Below are 17,701 nucleotides of genomic sequence, written 5' to 3'. Positions count from 1 at the left end.
CAATAAGATAAGGAACCAATAAATGCCAATCCCTCCCTACATGTGGCTTAAAGACGACGGTGGCGCAGATATTAAAGGGTCTGTTGATGTACAGGACCGCGAAGGAAGCGTTGAAATTATCGGAATGAGTCATGGGATTAACCTACCTGTAGACAGCGCCAACGGGAAGATTACCGGCACCCGCCAGCATTCATCCATGATGATTGAGAAAGAAGTAGATAGTTCCACACCTTATCTTTATAAAGCTGCTGCTACCGGACAAACGTTAAAAAGCGCCGAAATTCGCTTCTACCACATAAACGATGCAGGGCAGGAAGTCTGCTATTATACCGTGTTAATGGAAAATGTGAAAATCACAGGTGTTAACTGCGGAGTGCCCAATGTGAAACTGACGGGTAACGATAAAATGAACCATATCGAGAGTGTCAGCCTGCAATACGAAAAAATCACCTGGCGTATTGTTGACGGAAACATCCAGTACACCGATGCATGGAATGAAAGAGCGACAGCATAATAAAAAACGCCCCTGTAGCCTTATTCAGGATACATCGACGCCAGATAACGCCCCGGCGTCTGCCCCAGCCCCTTTTTAAACATGGTGATAAAGGCGGTCGTGGAGTCATAGCCCAGCGCACCCGCCACCTGCTGTACCGTCTGGCCGCCAATCAGCAGGCGCAATGCCTGGATCAGCTGCAGCTGCTGACGCCAGCGCCGGAAGCTGAGCCCGGTTTCCCGCAACACCAGGCGCGCCAGGCTGCGTTCGCTCATGGCAAGCTCCGTCGCCCATTCCGCCAGCGTGCGGCGCGAGCCCGGCTCCTGCACCATAGACGCCACCATCAAACGAATCCGGGGATGCTCAGAGACCGGCAGACAAAACTGCTGCTCCGGCTGTCCCGGTAGCTCATCGAACAGCACCTGGATCAAACGTCGGGTGGCCTCCTCCTCCAGTTGCTCCATCGGACGGCGAGCCAGCGCCAGGATAAGCTCCCGCACCAGCGGAGAAATGCGCAGCGTACAGCAACGATCCGGCATGAGCACCGCACCGGGCTCGATAAACAGAAAGCAGAGACGGGCACTGGCGGTGGCCCGGTTGCTGTGGGGCATGCCCCCCGGGATCCACACGGCGGAAGTCGGCGGCACCATCCACATCGCCTGCGCCACTTCGCAGGTAATACCGCCGTGCAGCGCCAGAATCAGCTGGCCCTTACGGTGGTGGTGGAACGGAATCTCGCGATCGCTCTCCTGTACCCGAATATGAAACGCCACAGCGGGATCGCGGCGACTGTCCGGGTTATATCCTACCAGCCCCAGGTCTCTTTCCATCATTTTGTCCGAATTTAGCGATAATCTGTCATTTTAGCCTGTTTCATCACTGTGAAGTACGGCGTACCCTGTGCAACCGGTAAATTATCTGAGATTCGAATAATGACATCCTCCCGCACCTCCGGAAACTGGCGGCTTTTGCTGACCATTCTGGTGACCGCGATGACGCTGCGCGTTAGCTTCACCGCCGTGGCTCCGCTGCTTGGCCCAATCGGCGACAGCTTCCAGCTTTCTACCACCGCCGGAGGGTTGTTAACGACCCTGCCTCTGCTGGCCTTTGCCGTGGTCTCGCCGCTGGCTGCCAGCCTGGCGCGTCGGCTGGGTATGGAGCGCAGCCTGGGACTCGCGATGCTGATTATCACCCTGGGCATTGCACTGCGATCGTCCGGCGCTGAAAGCCTGTTATGGCTGGGCACCCTGATTATCGGTGGCGGTATAGCGCTGGGTAATGTGCTGCTGCCGGGGCTTATCAAGCGCGATTTTCCGGGCAAGGTTGCTAAGCTGACCGGCGCCTATTCGCTGACCATGGGCGTGGCGGCAGCCTGCGGCTCGGCGCTGGTGGTGCCGGTGGCGCTTATGGGCTGGGGCTGGCAGGGCGCGCTGCTGGCGCTGGCGCTGTTCCCCCTGCTGGCTGTACTGCTGTGGTTGCCGCATCTGCGCCAGCACCAGAGCGCAAACGTAAGCAGCGGGCCAGGTTCCATGGCGCGTAGCCTGTGGCGCTCGCCGCTGGCCTGGCAGGTGACCCTGTTCCTGGGGCTAAATTCGCTGATCTACTATGTGGTGGTGGGGTGGCTACCGGCGATTCTGGTGAGTCACGGCTTTAGCCCTCGCCAGGCGGGCTCCCTACATGGCCTGATGCAACTGGCTACCGCAGCACCGGGGCTGTTTATCGGTCTGGTGCTGGCGCGGATGAAAGATCAGCGCATTATCGCTCTGCTGGTGGCCCTGCTGTGCGCGCTCAGTAGCCTCGGCCTGTGGCTGGTGCCGACTCTGGCCTCGCTGTGGGTGGTGCTGTTCGGCTTCGGCTCTGGCGCTACCATGATTCTTGGCCTGAGCTTTATCGGCCTGCGCGCCAGCTCCGCCCATCAGGCCGCCGCCCTGTCGGGTATGGCTCAGAGCGTCGGTTACCTGCTGGCGGCCTGCGGGCCGCCGCTGATGGGGAAACTGCACGATATCTCCGCCAGTTGGGCACTGCCGTTACTGGTCTGTACCCTGCTGGCCAGCACTATGGCGCTGTTCGGTTTGTGCGCAGGGCGCGATCGCGAAATCGACGAACTGCCTCAGCGCGCAACCGCCCGCAGTAGTTCATGAACCAGCGGTACCGGGCGACCCGATAACGCTGCCCGCTCCGGCTGGAACAGCGTGGCGACGAAGAAGGGATGTTCGGGGATCTCCAGAATCCTCGGCGCCCCCTCTTCATCCCAGCCGCTGACCTTCAGCGGTTGGTCCGCCAACGCATCGATAAATGAAGGCGCAATCTGATAGCTGCAGTTATAGAGAGCCACGATCTCCGTTTTCCCCCAGGCTCTGGCGGCAACAGTATGGGGCCGAAGCTCCACCACCTGCTCCACATTATTTAACGGGCAGACCGCAGGCGCAATAACCACCCTCCCCTGGTCAGAAACCTCCGCATGGGCCGCATCCGGCCATTCCAGAACATGGCGGGCATACTCCAGTACCGCATACTGAAAACCGGCACAGGTTCCCAAAAACGGCAGCGCATTCTCCCGGGCGTAACGGATAGCCATCAGCGCTCCCTGCATATTCTGGTACGGGCTGTGAGGCACCGCCCAAATGGCGTCGAACGACTCCAGGCTTTCCCCTTCGGCAATCGCCGTGGTAGCCAGCCAGCGATATTCCAGCGTCAAATCCAGGACCGCCGCCGCATCATCCAGCGCCAGTGGAATCGCCTGATGAGCGGGAATATCCGGGTTGCGATCGCCGACCAGTGCAATACGAAAAACGCGTTGTGGCATAGAGCCTCCTGTGTGCAAAGCGCCATAGCATGGACCGGCCGTGCGCGAAGATCAACTCACGCGCCCCCGGCTTTGCCAGACGGCCAGCGCGGGTGTAGGGTAAATACCGGAAGCCATGACTGGAGGGAGTATGATTCAGTGTAAACGAGTCTATGAAGATGTCAGCAAGAGTGACGGGTATCGGGTGCTGGTAGACAGACTCTGGCCACGGGGCGTGAAAAAAAGCGAACTGCAATACGATGAGTGGTGTAAAGCCATTACGCCCTCGCCGGAGCTGCGTAAGGCGTTCCATAGCGAGGTGATCGACTTCGCGACCTTTAGCCAGCGCTACCGCACCGAGCTGGCGCAGGAGCCAGAAGATACCCGGCGGCTGGCGGAAATCGCCCGCAAGGGGCCGCTCACCCTGCTCTATGCCGCAAAGGATACGGCGCAGAATCACGCCCTGGTGCTGGCCGACTATCTGCGCGGTCTGCCCGATTAATTCAGGGCGTCGGCCAGTGACTGCGACGGAGCCGGCTCGCCATCCAACGGCATCAGAAACTCGGGGCGCACAAAAGCAAAACCGGGCTGGCCGTCGAAAGCGACCACATCCCCGGTGACCAGCCACAGCGGACGGGCGCCGGGCGGGAGCTCAGTCACCACGCCGTTAACCGGGTTAATAAAGCGCTCTCCGGCCCGACACAAACCGAACAGCTCCACCGACTTTCCAATATTCTTGCGACCGACCGCCGTTTTCGCACCGACAATCAGCGCCAGCGCACCGGGTTTTAACTGATACATCTTTGCTACCCATTGAATTTTGACGGCAGCGATCTGACCATTTTTACGGCGAAAAGTAAATATTTAAGATTTATCTCAACCACAATTCCTCAAACACAAGTTGCAAACTGGCAGCTATAGTTAAATTACCGTTAACAGACGGAGAGCCTCTATGTCTCTTTCTCTGACAGGTGTTGATCACATTCATGTCTACGTGCCAGATATGGCACTCGCGCTGGGGTGGTATCAGAACGCCCTGGGATTCACCCCGGTTGAAAAACTGCGTCACTGGTACGACGAAGGGGGGCCGATGACAATAAGCAACGGTGGTGTGGCGCTGGCGCTGTTTGAACGACCGGATAAGGGCCAGGGGCACACCGTTGCCTTTCAGGTGACCGGAGCCGGTTTTATTCAGGCCATGGCCCATCTGCAACAGCAGAAAGTCCCGTTTACCGAAACGGATCACCGGCTGACCTGGTCGCTGTACCTGAGCGATCCCTGGGGCAATCCCTGGGAGATCACCACCTGGGATTACCGGGAGGTGGCGGCGGCACTGGCCGCGCAGCCGGTTTATGATTAGGGAAAATTACTGGGGATGATCGCGGCGCCACAGCGCCCATTCGTCCAGCACTTCACCGTTGGGCAGTTTACAGTCGGTGCGTACCCCCTGCGGGCTCTGAATCGGCACCTGAACGCCGCCTTTCTCTTTACACCACACGGAGGCGGGGTTCGCCATTCCTGCCTGTGGCCCATTGCCCTGCGGGGAATTCGACTCGGTGGTACATCCTGCCAGCAACACCGCAGCAAGGGCGGCAAAACAATATTTCATGCTATTTTTCTCCGTAATATCTTCATCCTAATGATCCCGCCCGGCGGGATCAATACGCTTCTATGCCTGTCCATCAATGTTGCCACTTAAAAATGTCTCCAGCACGTGGTTAAACTCATCAGGCACTTCAAAATAGGGGGAATGGCCTGCACGCTCAAATGTGTAGCTTTGCGCACCAGGAATCAGAGTCACCACATGCAGGTGGCTGTCCGGTGTCAGAAAATCATCATGTAAACCACCGCCAACCAGCGTCGGCACGCGATAGGCTTTAAAATCCTCCGGATAAAGCTTGAGCTCATCATCCTGCATCGTCCTGGCATCAAAAGGTCCGTTCAGTAACCTGATTTGCGAATATAAAAAAAATCGTTGCGGATTTTTCTCCATAAATTCCCGATTCCAGCCGACACCGCCGCTCCCAAACTTCCCACTATTAAAGGTATCCCCTCCTCTACGTAAAACCTGCCAGTTTTGCTCTGACCAGGCTGGCGTTGGCGATCCGGTAATAAACAGGCAGGCAACGCATTGCGGCTCTCTGACCGCCAGCGGCAAACCGGCCCACGCGCCAAGTGACTGGCAGACAAACGCCGCACGCGTAATACCTTCCGCATCCATAATGGCGCGAATATCATCAGGGTAATAACGGGGATGCGCATATTGTGGATCACAGCGTGAATTTTTAAAACCGCGCAGATCAACAGTAATCACTTTATAGCGACGCGAAAAATACGGCACCTGCTGAAACCAGCACAGCGTATTGCCACCTCCACCATGAACAAAAATAACAGGAAACCCTTCCCCATGCACTTCATAATAAATCGTTGCATCTTCTTTTTGAATAAAAGGCATATTATTCTCCAGTGTTGGGTCGGCGATAAAAAACAGGACAGGTCATTTTATTAAATTCAGCCGAATCCTGATGTGAAGGTCGATATTTATGTAGTATCAGCAGCGCGGCTATCGCTATTAAATTACAGGCCAGCAAATACCACGCGGGTGCAAAAACATTTCCGGTTTCGGCAATCAGGGCCGTAGCGATAAATTGCGCCGTTCCACCAAACAGCGTATTAGCTAACGCATATGAAATAGCGAATCCGGTGGCTCGCATTTGTGTCGGAAAAAGCATCAGAATCAAAATCAGGGTTGCAACCACCCCCATCCCCAGCACCCCGGCCATAATCATCGGAACGACAACTATCATGATGCTATTACTTGCGTGAATAATGATGCTAAAGGCAGGTAAACAACACAACGCAGTTAATGTAAAAGCAGCCAGAGAAATGGTTCTTAATTTGGCGTACCGATCCACAATCCAGCCCCCTAAAAATGCACACACCGCAAAGGCGAATGAAGCCAGCACCGCAATAATAAAACTTAATTCGGCAGGATAAGAGAGCAAATGAATAAGGTAACCCGGCATATAAAAAACCATAATATACATCGTGACTGACTGCCCGACAGTCAGACAGCTTCCCACAACAACTGGCAGCGCGTAACGGCGCAGTAGCTGTTTCGCCAGGGGTTTTGGCCGCAACTGTCGCGGCAGCGTTTCGGGCAGGCTCCGACGCAAATAGTAGCCCAGCGGGGCAATAAGCGCGCCAATAACAAAAGGCACCCGCCATCCCCACTCCGTCAAGGTGGCGGAGTCGAAAGCGTGGCTGACGCCAAAGCCACACAGTGCGCCAGACATTGATGCCCCACCCTGACTTACCATTTGCCAGCGAACACGGCGCCCCAACCGGGTCGATGGCGCACTCTCAAGTAACCAGGCCGTTGCGGCTCCCACCTCCCCACCCGCGGCAAATCCCTGAATAAGCCTGGCGCAGACAATCAGCAGCGGCGCAAACCAGCCGATAGACTCCCACGTTGGACACAAAGCAATGGCAGCAGTACTCACCGCCATTAACAAAATACTGAGCGACATTGCTGCTCGTCGCCCCGCCCGATCGGCATAGCGACCAAGAACCAGTGCGCCAATCGGGCGGGCCAAAAAACCTACGCCAAACACACCGACCGCATACAGCAGCTCCGTTAATGCATCATCACCCGGGAAAAATGCCTGACCAATCCAGATAGCAAAGAAGCTATAAACCGTGAAATCAAAAATCTCCAGACCATTACCCAACACCACGGCAAAAAGCGTTTTCCCCGAAACGAGAGGATGGTCAGCACGGTGTTCGGCTCTAACTGTCACGATAGCCTCACTATCTTTTTCAGGGCAAATAAAGAGTGTTGACCAGACATTGATAAACGGCCAGGCGCAGGTTTGAACATTTACGATTTAGATCACCTTCAAAAAGAGCGATACCGACAATGCCCACGCCATCATGGCCATGACATGTAACTTAGTCAGATAAGGAGTGTGAACACTTCGGGATAAGCGGGATAAACGCCTTTCATATTGAACGCTATTCTGGCTATCGCCCCCCACCAGTTTTGGGAAACAGACTCCCCTATAGCATATTGCATCCCTGGCCGGGGTTTAGTGGCAGTACCGGGAAACAGTGAAAGGGCAACCATTCTGGTCAATGTTCATAATGTGGAACTGAGGCAGAGTGCCAGGGGTTTTATAAGGTTCAGACCTTTTTCTGCGAGGTAAGACTGACAATGCCAGCGAAAGCAAAGGGCCCCATGTCAATACATGGGGCCCTTTGACACCCGTCGCCGGGCCTTAAACGAGCGCCATTAACGCGCACGTATATGCATTTTACGCTATTCCCGACATCAGAAGACGTTAAACGGGTAGTCGACAAAGACGCGGATCTCATTACCGCTGGAGTTATAGTCGCTGGCGCTGTTCGATACCCGCAGTACCGAGTAGCGAACCTTAAGCGACAGATCCTTCGCCGGACCGCTCTGCACCTTATACTGCAACTGGTTGAACAGTTCACGCTCTTTACCGTTGCTGCTGGCGGCGGTGTGGATGTTATCCCCGCGCACATAAGCGATATCCCAGGTCAGACCCGGCACGCCCAGACCGGCGAAGTCCAGAGAGTAAGCCGCCTGCCAGGAACGTTCGTCTTCGGCGTTAAAGTCAGACCAGTAGGAGTTAGCCAGCCAGATACTGTTGCCGCCGTCGCCCACGCCGCCCTGATCGCGGTAGCCGCCGTAGTTATAGCCGGTGCTGCCGCTGCTCTGCTGGTATGCCAGCTTAAAGGTATGGACGTACCAGGTATAGCTGGCCGCCAGGCTCCAGATGGTGTTGCTGCGACCGGTATCCAGGCTTTCGGCATAACCCCGATCCAGGCGGGAATTATAGCCGTTAAAGTCCAGTACCAGCTTCTGATCGCTGGCGAACGGCTGGTTAAAGTTAAGATTCAGATACTGGCGGTTCAGCACATCTTCCACGTCCGAGGCGTAGAAGGCCGCGCCGAAGCGGTCGTTAAACTGATAGCTGGCGCCGCCGAAGCTGATGCTGCTCAGCCCGCTGTCGTGGCGATCGTCGCTCTTACGCTGTTCATCGGTAAAGTAACCGGCGCTCACTTCCAGACCGTCGATCTCGCGCGACGTCAGCATAAAGCCGGTATAGGTTTCATACAGCAGTCGGGAAGTATCGGCGCTCAGAACCGGCAGTTGCGGCAGCTGGGTACCGTAGCTCAGTTCGGTATTGGAAAAACGCATCTTCACCCGGGCGCCAAATTTGGCGAGCTGCGAACGCGCCTTACCGTCGTTATCCTGGGCAAAGAAATCGATGCCGCCAGCGCCGCTACGGCCACGACCGCCGTCAAGGCGCACCGCGTACTGGGCGATACCGTCCACCCCAAAGCCCACTGGCCCCTGAGTATAGCCGGACTCGAAATTGGCAATAATCCCCTGCCCCCATTCGGCGCGATCGCGCATACCCGGCTCTTTATAGTCGCGTTTAATGTATGCGTTGCGTAACAGCACATCCATATGGCTGTCGTCGATAAAACCTTTGCTCTGTGCCTGATCGTTTGCCACTGCCTGGGTCGCACTCAATAACCCCAGCGCGATCGCTGATAATCTTTTTTTCACTGTACAAAATCCCACTCTATTATTATTTCGAACCGCGGACCGGTTCTTATCCAGGTCAGAGCCTGAAGGGCGATAGTAGCCTGAATGCAAATATCAGCGCCTTAACAATTTGTGACATATAGACATTTCAGGTGCAACCACTCATTTAGGATTTTGCTTAATAATTCGGCGAACCTGGTAACTATTTTTCCGCCTGCTCAACCGCCCCGCTGCCTGTTCTGGTCAGGCAGAGCGCGTGCTGCGACCAACCGACGCTAACTGAAATAGTCGGTAATGATATTAAATTCGATAATTGCAGAATGTAATTCCACCTTAAAAACTAATAATGGAATATAAATCCATAACTGAGGAGTAAGTAAAAACAAAGTAAGGAAGGTTTTGTAGGGGATGTTATTAGTGCGCAGAAATCCAGGCAAAAAAAAGCGGCACCAGGTAGCAATGGCGCCGCAAACCCACGTGCATGTGTCGCGTCGTTCGGGCCGTTTTGTCACCGCCCTGTTATCCTTCGAGCGTATCGACAACGGCTGCGTTTAACCATACTCATTAGGTGGTTATATTGAGGCGGGAAAGGGTTATCCACTTTAGCCAAATAACGCGCTTCTCATACCCCACAGCCAGTAAAATCCTACAATGGAACACCCAACTTTTCCTGATGCAAAGCCTGATTCAGAAAACCAGCTTTTCCCCTGAAACCTTGATCATCAATAAATCATTTATTTCACCGGCATCGCCAGAACCGCCTGCGTGGTTTTTATTTCGGCAAAGACGTCGGCGACCCCCGCAAGAGCCGAACGCTGCAATACGCGATGGTCAATGACCCGATTATCCCAGGTCGCCAGATCGCGGGTTGCGGTGGCATCTTCCGGAATAATCACGCTATAGCCCAGCGGAACGGCATCGCGCGCCGTCGAAGAGACGCACATATGGGTCATCAGCCCGGCCACCAGCAGCGTTTTAATACCTTTGTGCTGAAGCTGCTGGTGAAGATCGGTCCCCACAAAAGAGCTCGGCGTCGCTTTGGTAATAACGCTGTCTCCCTTGCCTGGCCGCAGATCTTTATGAAATTCGGCAAACGGGCTCCCCTGGGCGAACAGCGGGCCATCGCCCGGACCGACATGACGCACGTAAAATACCGGCATCTGATGGCGATGAGCGAAATCGACCAATTGCCTGGCCTTATTCAGCGCCTTAATACCATCCGGTATCGGCATCCTGCCGCTAAAATATTCATTCTGGAAATCGATAACGACTAATGCCGTTGAATTTCCTTCCAGCTCCCGGGTTTGTGGGATCTGACTCATTGTTCTGATAGTCGGGGCCAGTTCGGCGGTTTTAGCCACGGCATCCAGGCTGATAGCCAAGGTAGCCATAGAGAGCGCCAGCGCGCTACAGGCGATAGTTTTTCTCATTTTGATTTTCCTTCGTCATGTCGGTGGCGGCAGGTTAATCTGCCGGTGTGCGGGATAAATAGTGCCCCCATCCCGTTAGGCGAAACAGAATGCGATATGACGAAAAACGGTACTTTTAGGCCAAAATAGGGCCGGGGATTTATGGAGTAACAAAATGTCAGTTATCAGGGTGGGCATCGTCGTTTTTAATGACATCATTCCCTTCCATCTTTCCGTGCCCTGCGCCGTATTCGAAAAAGCGCTCGATAGTCGGAATCAACCGCTGTATCACATTAAGGTCTGTGCAACGGAGCCGGGCATGCTGCGCACCAACGCGGGTTTTTCCATCATGGCTGAGCACAGTTTGTCGGCGCTGGACGATCGTGATTTGGTTATCGTCCCCAGTTGGCCCAACCCCGAAGTGCCACCGCAGGAAGCGCTGATTCAGGCGCTACAGCGGGCCCATTTACGGGGCGCGCGCATCGTAGGGCTATGTATGGGGGCCTTTGTGCTGGCGGCCTGTGGATTGCTTGATGGCCGACCGGCCACCACGCACTGGCGCTGGATACCGGCTTTTGCCCGACGTTATCCGTCGGTTATTCTGGATAACGACGTTCTGTACGTAGATGATGGCGATATCGTCACCTCCGCGGGGACCGCGGCCAGCATTGATTGCTGTCTGCACCTTGTCCGTCAGCAGTGCGGCGCGCAAGTGGCGAATAGTGTCGCCAGGCAATTAGTGGTGCCGCCGCACCGCCAGGGAGGACAGGCGCAGTTTATTGAACAGCCGGTCTATAACAGCCGCAGCGGGGATCGATTCACAGAAGCGCTCAACTGGGCTTCCGGCAATCTGCATCATCCGCTCACCCTGGAAATGCTGCTCGACAAAGCCTGTATGAGCCGCCGAACCTTTACCCGTCGCTTTCAACAGACGACCGGCACCACCTTCACCCGTTGGCTGTTAAACCAGCGTCTGGCGCTGGCCCAGCGTTTTCTGGAAACCACCGACCATGGAATTGAGCAAGTTGCCCGGGCTTCGGGGTTCAGTTCGGATGTCTCTCTGCGCCGCCATTTTCATCAGCAATTAAGCACCACGCCAGCTAAATACCGGCGCGAGTTCCGAATACAGGGGAAATAGCCTCACCGACGAACGTCTGCCGCTCTGACAATTAACAGGAATAATAATGCGGGGATTTTATCTGAATGTTCTGAATAGCCAGAGAACGAGAAAGAAAGCAACCACCGGCAAGTGATTCCGGTGGTTGTTAAATATTAACCAGTAATTTTCAACTGGCTGATTTGATAGTCGTTGCCATTACTGTCGCTTTCATGGCTGATCACTTTCAATTCGGCCTTGTCGCTTTTTGCGATAAATTTCCCGGTCAGCGTGACCCACACATCTTTCTCTTTCAGATTGGTCACCGGAACGATTGTCGCACCGTCTGCTTCCAGCGACAGGCGCGGCTCTTTATAAAGTCCGATAATCCGTTTGGTCACAATGGAGAAATGATACTCTTTCCCGGCCTGTAACCCGGTCAGCGTCTTGTGAACCACCGTTCCGGCATTTTTTTCGCCCGGGTAGGTCATCAGTTGCAGAACCCGACTCGGGCACTGGCTGTTTTCCAGCGTGGCGCGGGTGGTGGCATCGCCAGTTTTCCAGTTATTCCAGTCATTGCCGATAAAGTTGGTCAGATCTTCAAAGCCGCTACCGTCATTGCCGGCAGGCAGAAACACTTCTGCCTTAAAGCTGCCGCTATTATCCGCATATTTCGTCGGGCCATCGGCGATATACAGTAATAATTCACCATCGGCAGGCGCCTCAAAATCGATAAGATAATTACCGACAATAAACTCCACGCCGCCAATTCTGCCTTTAAGCACGGCAACACCATCGTTTTTTCCCGCCACACCCTGGGGCCCCGCCAGGGTATAATCCTCTTTACCGCGTTTAACCCATCCGCTGGCGCCAATGGTTATTTTCTGTCCTTTTTTAATAACCAGCCCGGTATTGCTACCTTCAGGTTTTTTCGCGTCAATATCTCCGGCCCATGCAGGTGAAATAGCCATAATATAGCTCCCGTATTGTCAGTTTTAATTCTGGATGGCGAGTATTTTTTAATCGCCAGAAAGTTTCTGGCTGTGAATAAATAAAAATTACGCCACATTAACCATTTGGTTACTCAGGTTGCTGATTTATTCCTCCATGAAAAATGGAAATAACCACCCGATAATCTCTCTGTGAATAAACCAGACCACAAAATCATAGACCATAATGGATAGAAATCATCTTCATAACCGCAAATAAGATTTTACTTATATCAGAATATTATTTTGGCGCGAAAAATCCTGTTACCAATAGCCCATAAAACACAGAAAATTCTCGTAAAAAATCCATAGCACAACTACAGTAAACGTGTCCGTTATTGCACAATAAGTAATTACCTACAGATCATTCTGTACAGAAGCCGCTATGGTAGCCGCCCTGTACGTTAATGCGTTTTAAGGACACCACGGTTACATGAAGAAAGTGATCATTGTTGATGACCATCCCGTTATCCGTTTTGCGGTAAAAATGCTACTGGAGCGTAGCGGTATGGAGGTGATCGCTGAAACGGATAACGGCGTCGATGCTTTGCAAAAAACCCGCGATCTGGCGCCGGATCTGGTGCTACTGGATATCGGTCTGCCCAAAGTCGACGGTTTCCAGGTGCTGCAACGCCTGCGGGCGCTGGATATGCCGCTGAAGATCCTGATTCTGACCTCTCAGCAGAGCGCCCACTTCGCCCAGCGCTGTCAGAAGGCCGGGGCCGACGGTTTTGTTACCAAATCCGACGATCTGAGCGAACTGCTGGATGCCATCCGCATTGTGATGCGCGATTACAGCTTTTTCCCTCAGACCGCATACGCCACGAGTTCCGCCCAGATCATCGCCACCGATGACGGCCAGTTGCTTAGCCAACTGTCCGATCGCGAGCTGAGTGTGCTGATCTTTATCGCCGAGGGGCTGGGCAACAAGCAGATTGGTGACCGGCTGCTGCTGAGCGAAAAGACCATCAGCACTTATAAGCACCGTCTGAAGACCAAACTCAACGCCCAGACGGTTATTGAGCTCATCGACTTCGCCCGCCGCAATCAGTTGATCGGATAACCCCATGCGTCGCGCCCTGCTCTGCCTGGTTATGGTGATGTTGCCGCTATTCAGCACGCTGGCGCAGGACCATAATTTACGCCTGCTGCCCCGGGTTTCAGCTCAGAAGGCGCCACCGCTGGCACTTACGGGCCGGGAACACGCATTTTTACAGCATAAGCGCGAACTGACGGTCGGCATACCGCCCAATGAGCTGCCGCCTCAGTATATGTGCAATATCCGTGACGAATGCGAAGGACTCAGCATCGATTACATCAGCCAGATTGCCCGTCAGTTGGGAGTGACAGTTCAGATTCAGCGTTTCCCGACCCACGAAGCGCTATGGGCCGCGCTGGCGCAAGGAAAAATTGACGCGGTTCCCTCAGTCGATAATTTTATTAATACTGAACACTTTACGCTGACCGACAGCTACGCTCGCGAAAAACCGGTACTGGGCGCCGATTTTACCCGTCCGATCACCCTGCCAGACGATCTGACGGGCCGGAATATCGCCATGGTTCGGGACTATCTGCCGCTGCCGCTGCTGCGTCATTACTATCCCCGGGCCCACTTTCGACTCTACGATAACGACAGGGATGCGCTCAGCGCCGTGGCCTTTGGCCGGGCGGACGTTTATCTGGGCAATAGCTACACCCTTAGCCGTAACTTTTTAAATAATCTGCGTCTGATACGCTTTAGCACATTGCCCGATCGCGAAACGGGATTTGCCATTAGCCGTAATAACCCTCTGTTGCTGTCAGTATTCAATAAGGCGCTGACCAGTATTCCGGATACCCAACAACAGGAGATAGCTCGATTCTGGCAGCCGGATAGGCTGAATATCTCCCAATCGGCCCCTCCTCTCAATTTCACCCCGGAAGAGCAGCGCTGGATAGCGGCCCACCCTACCGTCAGCGTAGTGTTGTACAGCGGGGATAAAGCGGCGCCGGTCACCATAATCGACAACGATGGCAGACTACGCGGGATGGCAGGGGATCTGCTGTCGGTGGTCAGCCTGAAAACCGGCCTGCGCTTTCAGTTTAGTCCCGTCGATACTACCTCTGAGTTGCTGCATAAGGTCAGAACCGCCGAAGCCGATATGTTCGCCTCTATGACGCCCAGTATGCAGCGCGCCCAACAGATTCTGTTTACCCGCCCCTATCTGCGCAGCGCCTTCGCACTGACCACCCGGGCGGACCGCAACGATATTCACTCATTGCCGGATCTGCGCGGCAAACGGCTGGCGATGGTCAGGGATACCGGCGTGGAAAACCAGGTACGCGCCCGCTATCCGGAAATCACTATCGTGCCTTATGAAAACGCCACCGAATTAATGAACAGCGTGCTACAGGGCAAGACCGACGCAGCCGTCAGCATTCTGGTGATGGCCGATTACCAGATAAAAACCCACTATCCGGGCAAACTAAGAATAGTAGCGACGGTAGGCGATAACCCGGCCTGGCTCTCATTTGGCGTCGGCCGCTCCGACCCGCAGCTACAGTCGATTCTGGATAAAGTGCTGCTCAGCATTCCACCCGCCGAGATCGAAAGCCTCGCCAACCGCTGGCGGCCCAGCGATTTTGTGGTGGTGGACAGCTTCTGGAGCCGCTACCGCGATGTGCTGATCGCCAGCGCTATTTTTAGCGGGCTGATGATTCTGCTGTCGGTGGGCTGGGCGCTCTATCTGCGTCAGCAAATTAAGCGCAAAGCGGCGCTGCGCCGTCAGCTTAACGATCAACTGTTCCAGTTGCGGGCAGTGGTCAGCAGTATGCCGTTCCCGGTTTCGCTACGGGATCGCGACGGCAGGCTCACTTTTTGCAATCAGCGCTATCTGGTGGAAACGGGCGTGCTCTATGAAGAGGTGGTCGGCAAAACCATGGTCGAACTGCCCGGTCTGCGCACGCCGGAACAGGCGGCGTTTTATCATCGCCAGGTGATGGAAGTGATCGCCACCGGCCAGCCGGTGCTGGAAGACCGGCGCTACGACCTGTGGGATAACCCCGACTCGGCCATCGGGATTACCGTCTATCAGTGGATCGAACCCTGGCACGACAGCGAAGGCAACGTACTGGGGGTGATTGGCGGCTGGATGGATATCTCCGAACGTGAGGCGCTGTTTGCCGAACTGCGCGAAGCCAAAGAGCGCGCCGAGGATTCCAGCCGCGCCAAATCGGTATTTCTCTCTACCATGAGTCACGAAATCCGCACCCCGATGAACGCCATTATCGGCATGCTCGATATGGCGCTAAAAAAGGGGCGCAGCGGCGAACAGGATCTGCAGGCCCTGGAGGTAGCGTACGAATCTGCCGAAAGTCTGGTGGGACTGATTGGCGATATCCTTGATATCTCACGCATCGAGGGCGGGCAACTGGATTACCATCCGCAGCCGGTCGAACCGGTCGCACTTATCGATAGTCTGCTCAGGGTATTCCAGGGACTGGCCATCGATAAAAATATCACCCTGAGCAAACACTTCCCTGGCGAACCGCAGCCCCGGGTGCTGGCCGACCCGCTGCGCATCAAGCAGGTAATCTCCAATCTGCTCAGTAACGCGATCAAATTTACCGATCGGGGCGGCGTTTCATTGACGGTACTTACGCGCAGCGAGCCGGGCGACGATACGCTGACCTGGATCATCGAGGTGCAGGACACCGGGATAGGAATTGATGACGCCCAGCAGACAGCGCTATTCCAGCCCTTCAGCCAGGCGGATAACCGTCGGGCGGGCACCGGGCTGGGGCTGTATATCAGCCGCACCATCTGCGAAAAGATGGACGGCACCCTGACTCTGACCAGCCAGAAAGGGGTTGGCACCTGCGTGAAAGCGGTGATGCGCCTGCCGCGGGTCCGGCACAGCGAGGAAGAAGCCCCGGCCCACGCCGACAGCCTTCAGGAGCTGCCGGAGCGCAAAGTGCTGGTAGTGGACGATAACGCCGCCAACCGCATTCTGCTGGCTAAGCAGTTAGCCTGGCTGGGCCAGAAAGCGCAACTGGCGGCGGACGGCTACGAGGCGCTGCGCCTGTGGCAGCAGCAGCGCTTCGATATCATTATCACCGATTGCAATATGCCAGGGCTGAACGGCTATCAACTGACCCAGATTCTGCGCGAAGCGGAACAGGAGCAAAATCGGGAGCCAGCATGGATTATCGGCTTTACCGCCAATGCCACCCGGCAGGTTCTGGAACGCTGCCTGGCCGAAGGGATGAACAGTTGCCTGTTCAAACCCTGCTCCATAAACAGCCTTTCCGCTGCCCTGAGTAATGCCAGCGCCGCACCAATTCCCCTGCCCGTCGCAGCCGAAGAGAGCGATATTGACCAGCAGATGGAAGACTCCCTGCGCGCACTGATGATCGCCACCCTGGATGAGGATCTCAACCGGCTGGCCGAACTGCGGCTACCGGACGACAGGCTCGATATCGCCGATCTGGCGCACCGCATTGCCGGTAGCCTGCGCATTGCCCGGCGCCACGATCTGGCCGAAGCCTGTCTGCTACTGGAAAAGCAGTGCCGGGAAACGCCGGATCTGGCGCAGCAGCCACAGGTGGACAGTCTGTATCAGGATCTCCGGCGCTATTTAACCGAACTCAAAGCATCTCCTCTCTTTAGCCCGGGAGAGGATGCCGACCTTTAAAAGCCATTACGTACCGCAAAATCCACCACATCGCTGACATTACGGGTCACCATCTTATTCATAATATTACGGCGGTAGGTACTGACCGTTTTATTACTGAGTAATAACTCCCGTGCGATCGCATTATTGTTCTTGCCCGCCGCCAGGTAACGCAGCACCTGCATTTCCCGGCCGGTTAAGGATTCAATCAGCGCCATATCCCGGTAAACCCGGGAGTGATTCTCCGGCGAGGAGCGAATCACCACCGCGTCATCGTCTTCGATTTTACTCATTACAAACTGGAGCACATTGAGATTACAGGCCTTGCTCAGATAGCCCTGAATATCCATTTGCAAACTGCGCAATATAAAAAAAGCGCTATCGCTTCCGGCATAGGCAAACAGTTTTAACGAACCCAGGATCGCTTTCAACTGACACAATTTATCGAGATCGCTGTGAGTCAGGGACATAGGATCGAATATCGCCAGATCGGGTTTGTAGCGAATAATATTAAAAATAAAATCCTGCGCCGACGCGGTGGCGGAAACAACCTGATGTTTTCTCCCGGTCATCACACTGGTTAAGCCAGCCAGCATTAACGGATGGCTATCGAAAAGAATGACACGCATAAACCTTAATTCCTTATGTCATAAAAGTACGGGCCGCAGAGCAGACGCACTCTCTCATAAAATTGAG

At 54.8% G+C, this 17,701-nt stretch carries 18 protein-coding genes; 8 read left to right on the top strand and 10 right to left on the bottom strand.

What is annotated here, in order from left to right; translation table 11 throughout:
* Positions 1-22: 22 nt before the first annotated feature.
* Complete coding sequence (locus FEM41_RS15865) at positions 23-514, top strand: Hcp family type VI secretion system effector (protein WP_138097174.1); 492 nt, start codon at positions 23-25, stop codon at positions 512-514.
* 20 nt (positions 515-534) lie between these two features.
* Here the strand turns inward: FEM41_RS15865 and FEM41_RS15860 are convergent, their stop codons facing one another.
* Positions 535-1,323, bottom strand: coding sequence for an AraC family transcriptional regulator (locus FEM41_RS15860; protein ID WP_138099229.1), 789 nt, complete (start codon positions 1,321-1,323; stop codon positions 535-537).
* Positions 1,324-1,425: 102 nt separating this feature from the next.
* Here FEM41_RS15860 and FEM41_RS15855 point away from each other — a divergent pair, with 102 nt between their 5' ends.
* Positions 1,426-2,634, top strand: a complete 1,209-nt coding sequence (locus FEM41_RS15855) for an MFS transporter (protein ID WP_277752964.1) — start codon at positions 1,426-1,428, stop codon at positions 2,632-2,634.
* Here the strand turns inward: FEM41_RS15855 and FEM41_RS15850 are convergent.
* Positions 2,604-3,299: a CTP synthase C-terminal region-related (seleno)protein gene (locus FEM41_RS15850; protein WP_138097172.1), complete on the bottom strand. Its 696-nt coding sequence runs from the start codon at positions 3,297-3,299 to the stop codon at positions 2,604-2,606. The genes FEM41_RS15855 and FEM41_RS15850 overlap by 31 nt on opposite strands.
* A gap of 130 nt (positions 3,300-3,429) precedes the next feature.
* On the opposite strand from FEM41_RS15850, the gene FEM41_RS15845 reads away from it, so the two are divergent.
* Entirely contained in the window at positions 3,430-3,780 is a 351-nt protein-coding gene (locus FEM41_RS15845; protein ID WP_138097170.1) for a DUF488 domain-containing protein, read from the top strand.
* On the opposite strand, the gene FEM41_RS15840 is transcribed toward FEM41_RS15845, so the two are convergent.
* Positions 3,777-4,079, bottom strand: coding sequence for a hypothetical protein (locus tag FEM41_RS15840; RefSeq protein ID WP_138097168.1), 303 nt, complete (start codon positions 4,077-4,079; stop codon positions 3,777-3,779). The genes FEM41_RS15845 and FEM41_RS15840 overlap by 4 nt on opposite strands.
* Before the next feature lie 151 nt (positions 4,080-4,230).
* Between FEM41_RS15840 and FEM41_RS15835 the strand changes: the two genes are divergently transcribed.
* Positions 4,231-4,638: a VOC family protein gene (locus FEM41_RS15835; protein ID WP_138097166.1), complete on the top strand. Its 408-nt coding sequence runs from the start codon at positions 4,231-4,233 to the stop codon at positions 4,636-4,638.
* A 6-nt stretch (positions 4,639-4,644) separates the two neighbouring features.
* Here FEM41_RS15835 and FEM41_RS15830 read toward each other — a convergent pair whose 3' ends face one another.
* The 4 genes from FEM41_RS15830 to FEM41_RS15815 form a co-directional block, all read right to left on the bottom strand.
* Entirely contained in the window at positions 4,645-4,887 is a 243-nt protein-coding gene (locus FEM41_RS15830; protein ID WP_138097164.1) for a putative hemolysin, read from the bottom strand.
* Between the two features lie 60 nt (positions 4,888-4,947).
* Complete coding sequence (locus FEM41_RS15825) at positions 4,948-5,733, bottom strand: alpha/beta fold hydrolase (protein ID WP_138097162.1); 786 nt, start codon at positions 5,731-5,733, stop codon at positions 4,948-4,950.
* Position 5,734: 1 nt separating this feature from the next.
* A complete protein-coding gene (locus tag FEM41_RS15820; protein ID WP_168198810.1) occupies positions 5,735-7,078 on the bottom strand; it encodes an MFS transporter in 1,344 nt (447 codons plus the stop codon).
* 530 nt (positions 7,079-7,608) lie between these two features.
* Positions 7,609-8,880, bottom strand: coding sequence for an OprD family outer membrane porin (locus FEM41_RS15815; RefSeq protein WP_138097158.1), 1,272 nt, complete (start codon positions 8,878-8,880; stop codon positions 7,609-7,611).
* A 396-nt stretch (positions 8,881-9,276) separates the two neighbouring features.
* Here FEM41_RS15815 and FEM41_RS24570 point away from each other — a divergent pair, with 396 nt between their 5' ends.
* Entirely contained in the window at positions 9,277-9,414 is a 138-nt protein-coding gene (locus tag FEM41_RS24570) for a hypothetical protein (RefSeq protein WP_168198809.1), read from the top strand.
* 179 nt (positions 9,415-9,593) lie between these two features.
* Here FEM41_RS24570 and FEM41_RS15810 read toward each other — a convergent pair whose 3' ends face one another.
* Entirely contained in the window at positions 9,594-10,289 is a 696-nt protein-coding gene (locus FEM41_RS15810) for a cysteine hydrolase family protein (protein WP_138097156.1), read from the bottom strand.
* Positions 10,290-10,443: 154 nt separating this feature from the next.
* Between FEM41_RS15810 and FEM41_RS15805 the strand changes: the two genes are divergently transcribed.
* Entirely contained in the window at positions 10,444-11,406 is a 963-nt protein-coding gene (locus FEM41_RS15805) for a GlxA family transcriptional regulator (RefSeq protein ID WP_138097154.1), read from the top strand.
* A 134-nt stretch (positions 11,407-11,540) separates the two neighbouring features.
* On the opposite strand, the gene FEM41_RS15800 is transcribed toward FEM41_RS15805, so the two are convergent.
* Positions 11,541-12,335, bottom strand: a complete 795-nt coding sequence (locus FEM41_RS15800; protein WP_138097152.1) for a LecA/PA-IL family lectin — start codon at positions 12,333-12,335, stop codon at positions 11,541-11,543.
* Positions 12,336-12,786: 451 nt separating this feature from the next.
* Between FEM41_RS15800 and FEM41_RS15795 the strand changes: the two genes are divergently transcribed.
* Positions 12,787-13,416 (top strand): response regulator transcription factor, encoded by a 630-nt coding sequence (locus FEM41_RS15795; protein WP_138097150.1) that lies wholly within the window; start codon positions 12,787-12,789, stop codon positions 13,414-13,416.
* 4 nt (positions 13,417-13,420) lie between these two features.
* On the top strand, positions 13,421-17,026 hold the full coding sequence (locus tag FEM41_RS15790) for a transporter substrate-binding domain-containing protein (RefSeq protein WP_241666507.1): 3,606 nt from the start codon (positions 13,421-13,423) through the stop codon (positions 17,024-17,026).
* Here FEM41_RS15790 and FEM41_RS15785 read toward each other — a convergent pair.
* A complete protein-coding gene (locus FEM41_RS15785; protein WP_138097148.1) occupies positions 17,023-17,634 on the bottom strand; it encodes a response regulator transcription factor in 612 nt (203 codons plus the stop codon). The genes FEM41_RS15790 and FEM41_RS15785 overlap by 4 nt on opposite strands.
* Positions 17,635-17,701 lie beyond the last annotated feature (67 nt).

It is taken from the genome of Jejubacter calystegiae, assembly GCF_005671395.1.
GTDB classification, from domain to species: Bacteria; Pseudomonadota; Gammaproteobacteria; order Enterobacterales; family Enterobacteriaceae; genus Jejubacter; species Jejubacter calystegiae.
Note: the sequence above shows the minus strand (reverse complement) of the source record. Positions and strands in the feature narration are given on the sequence as shown.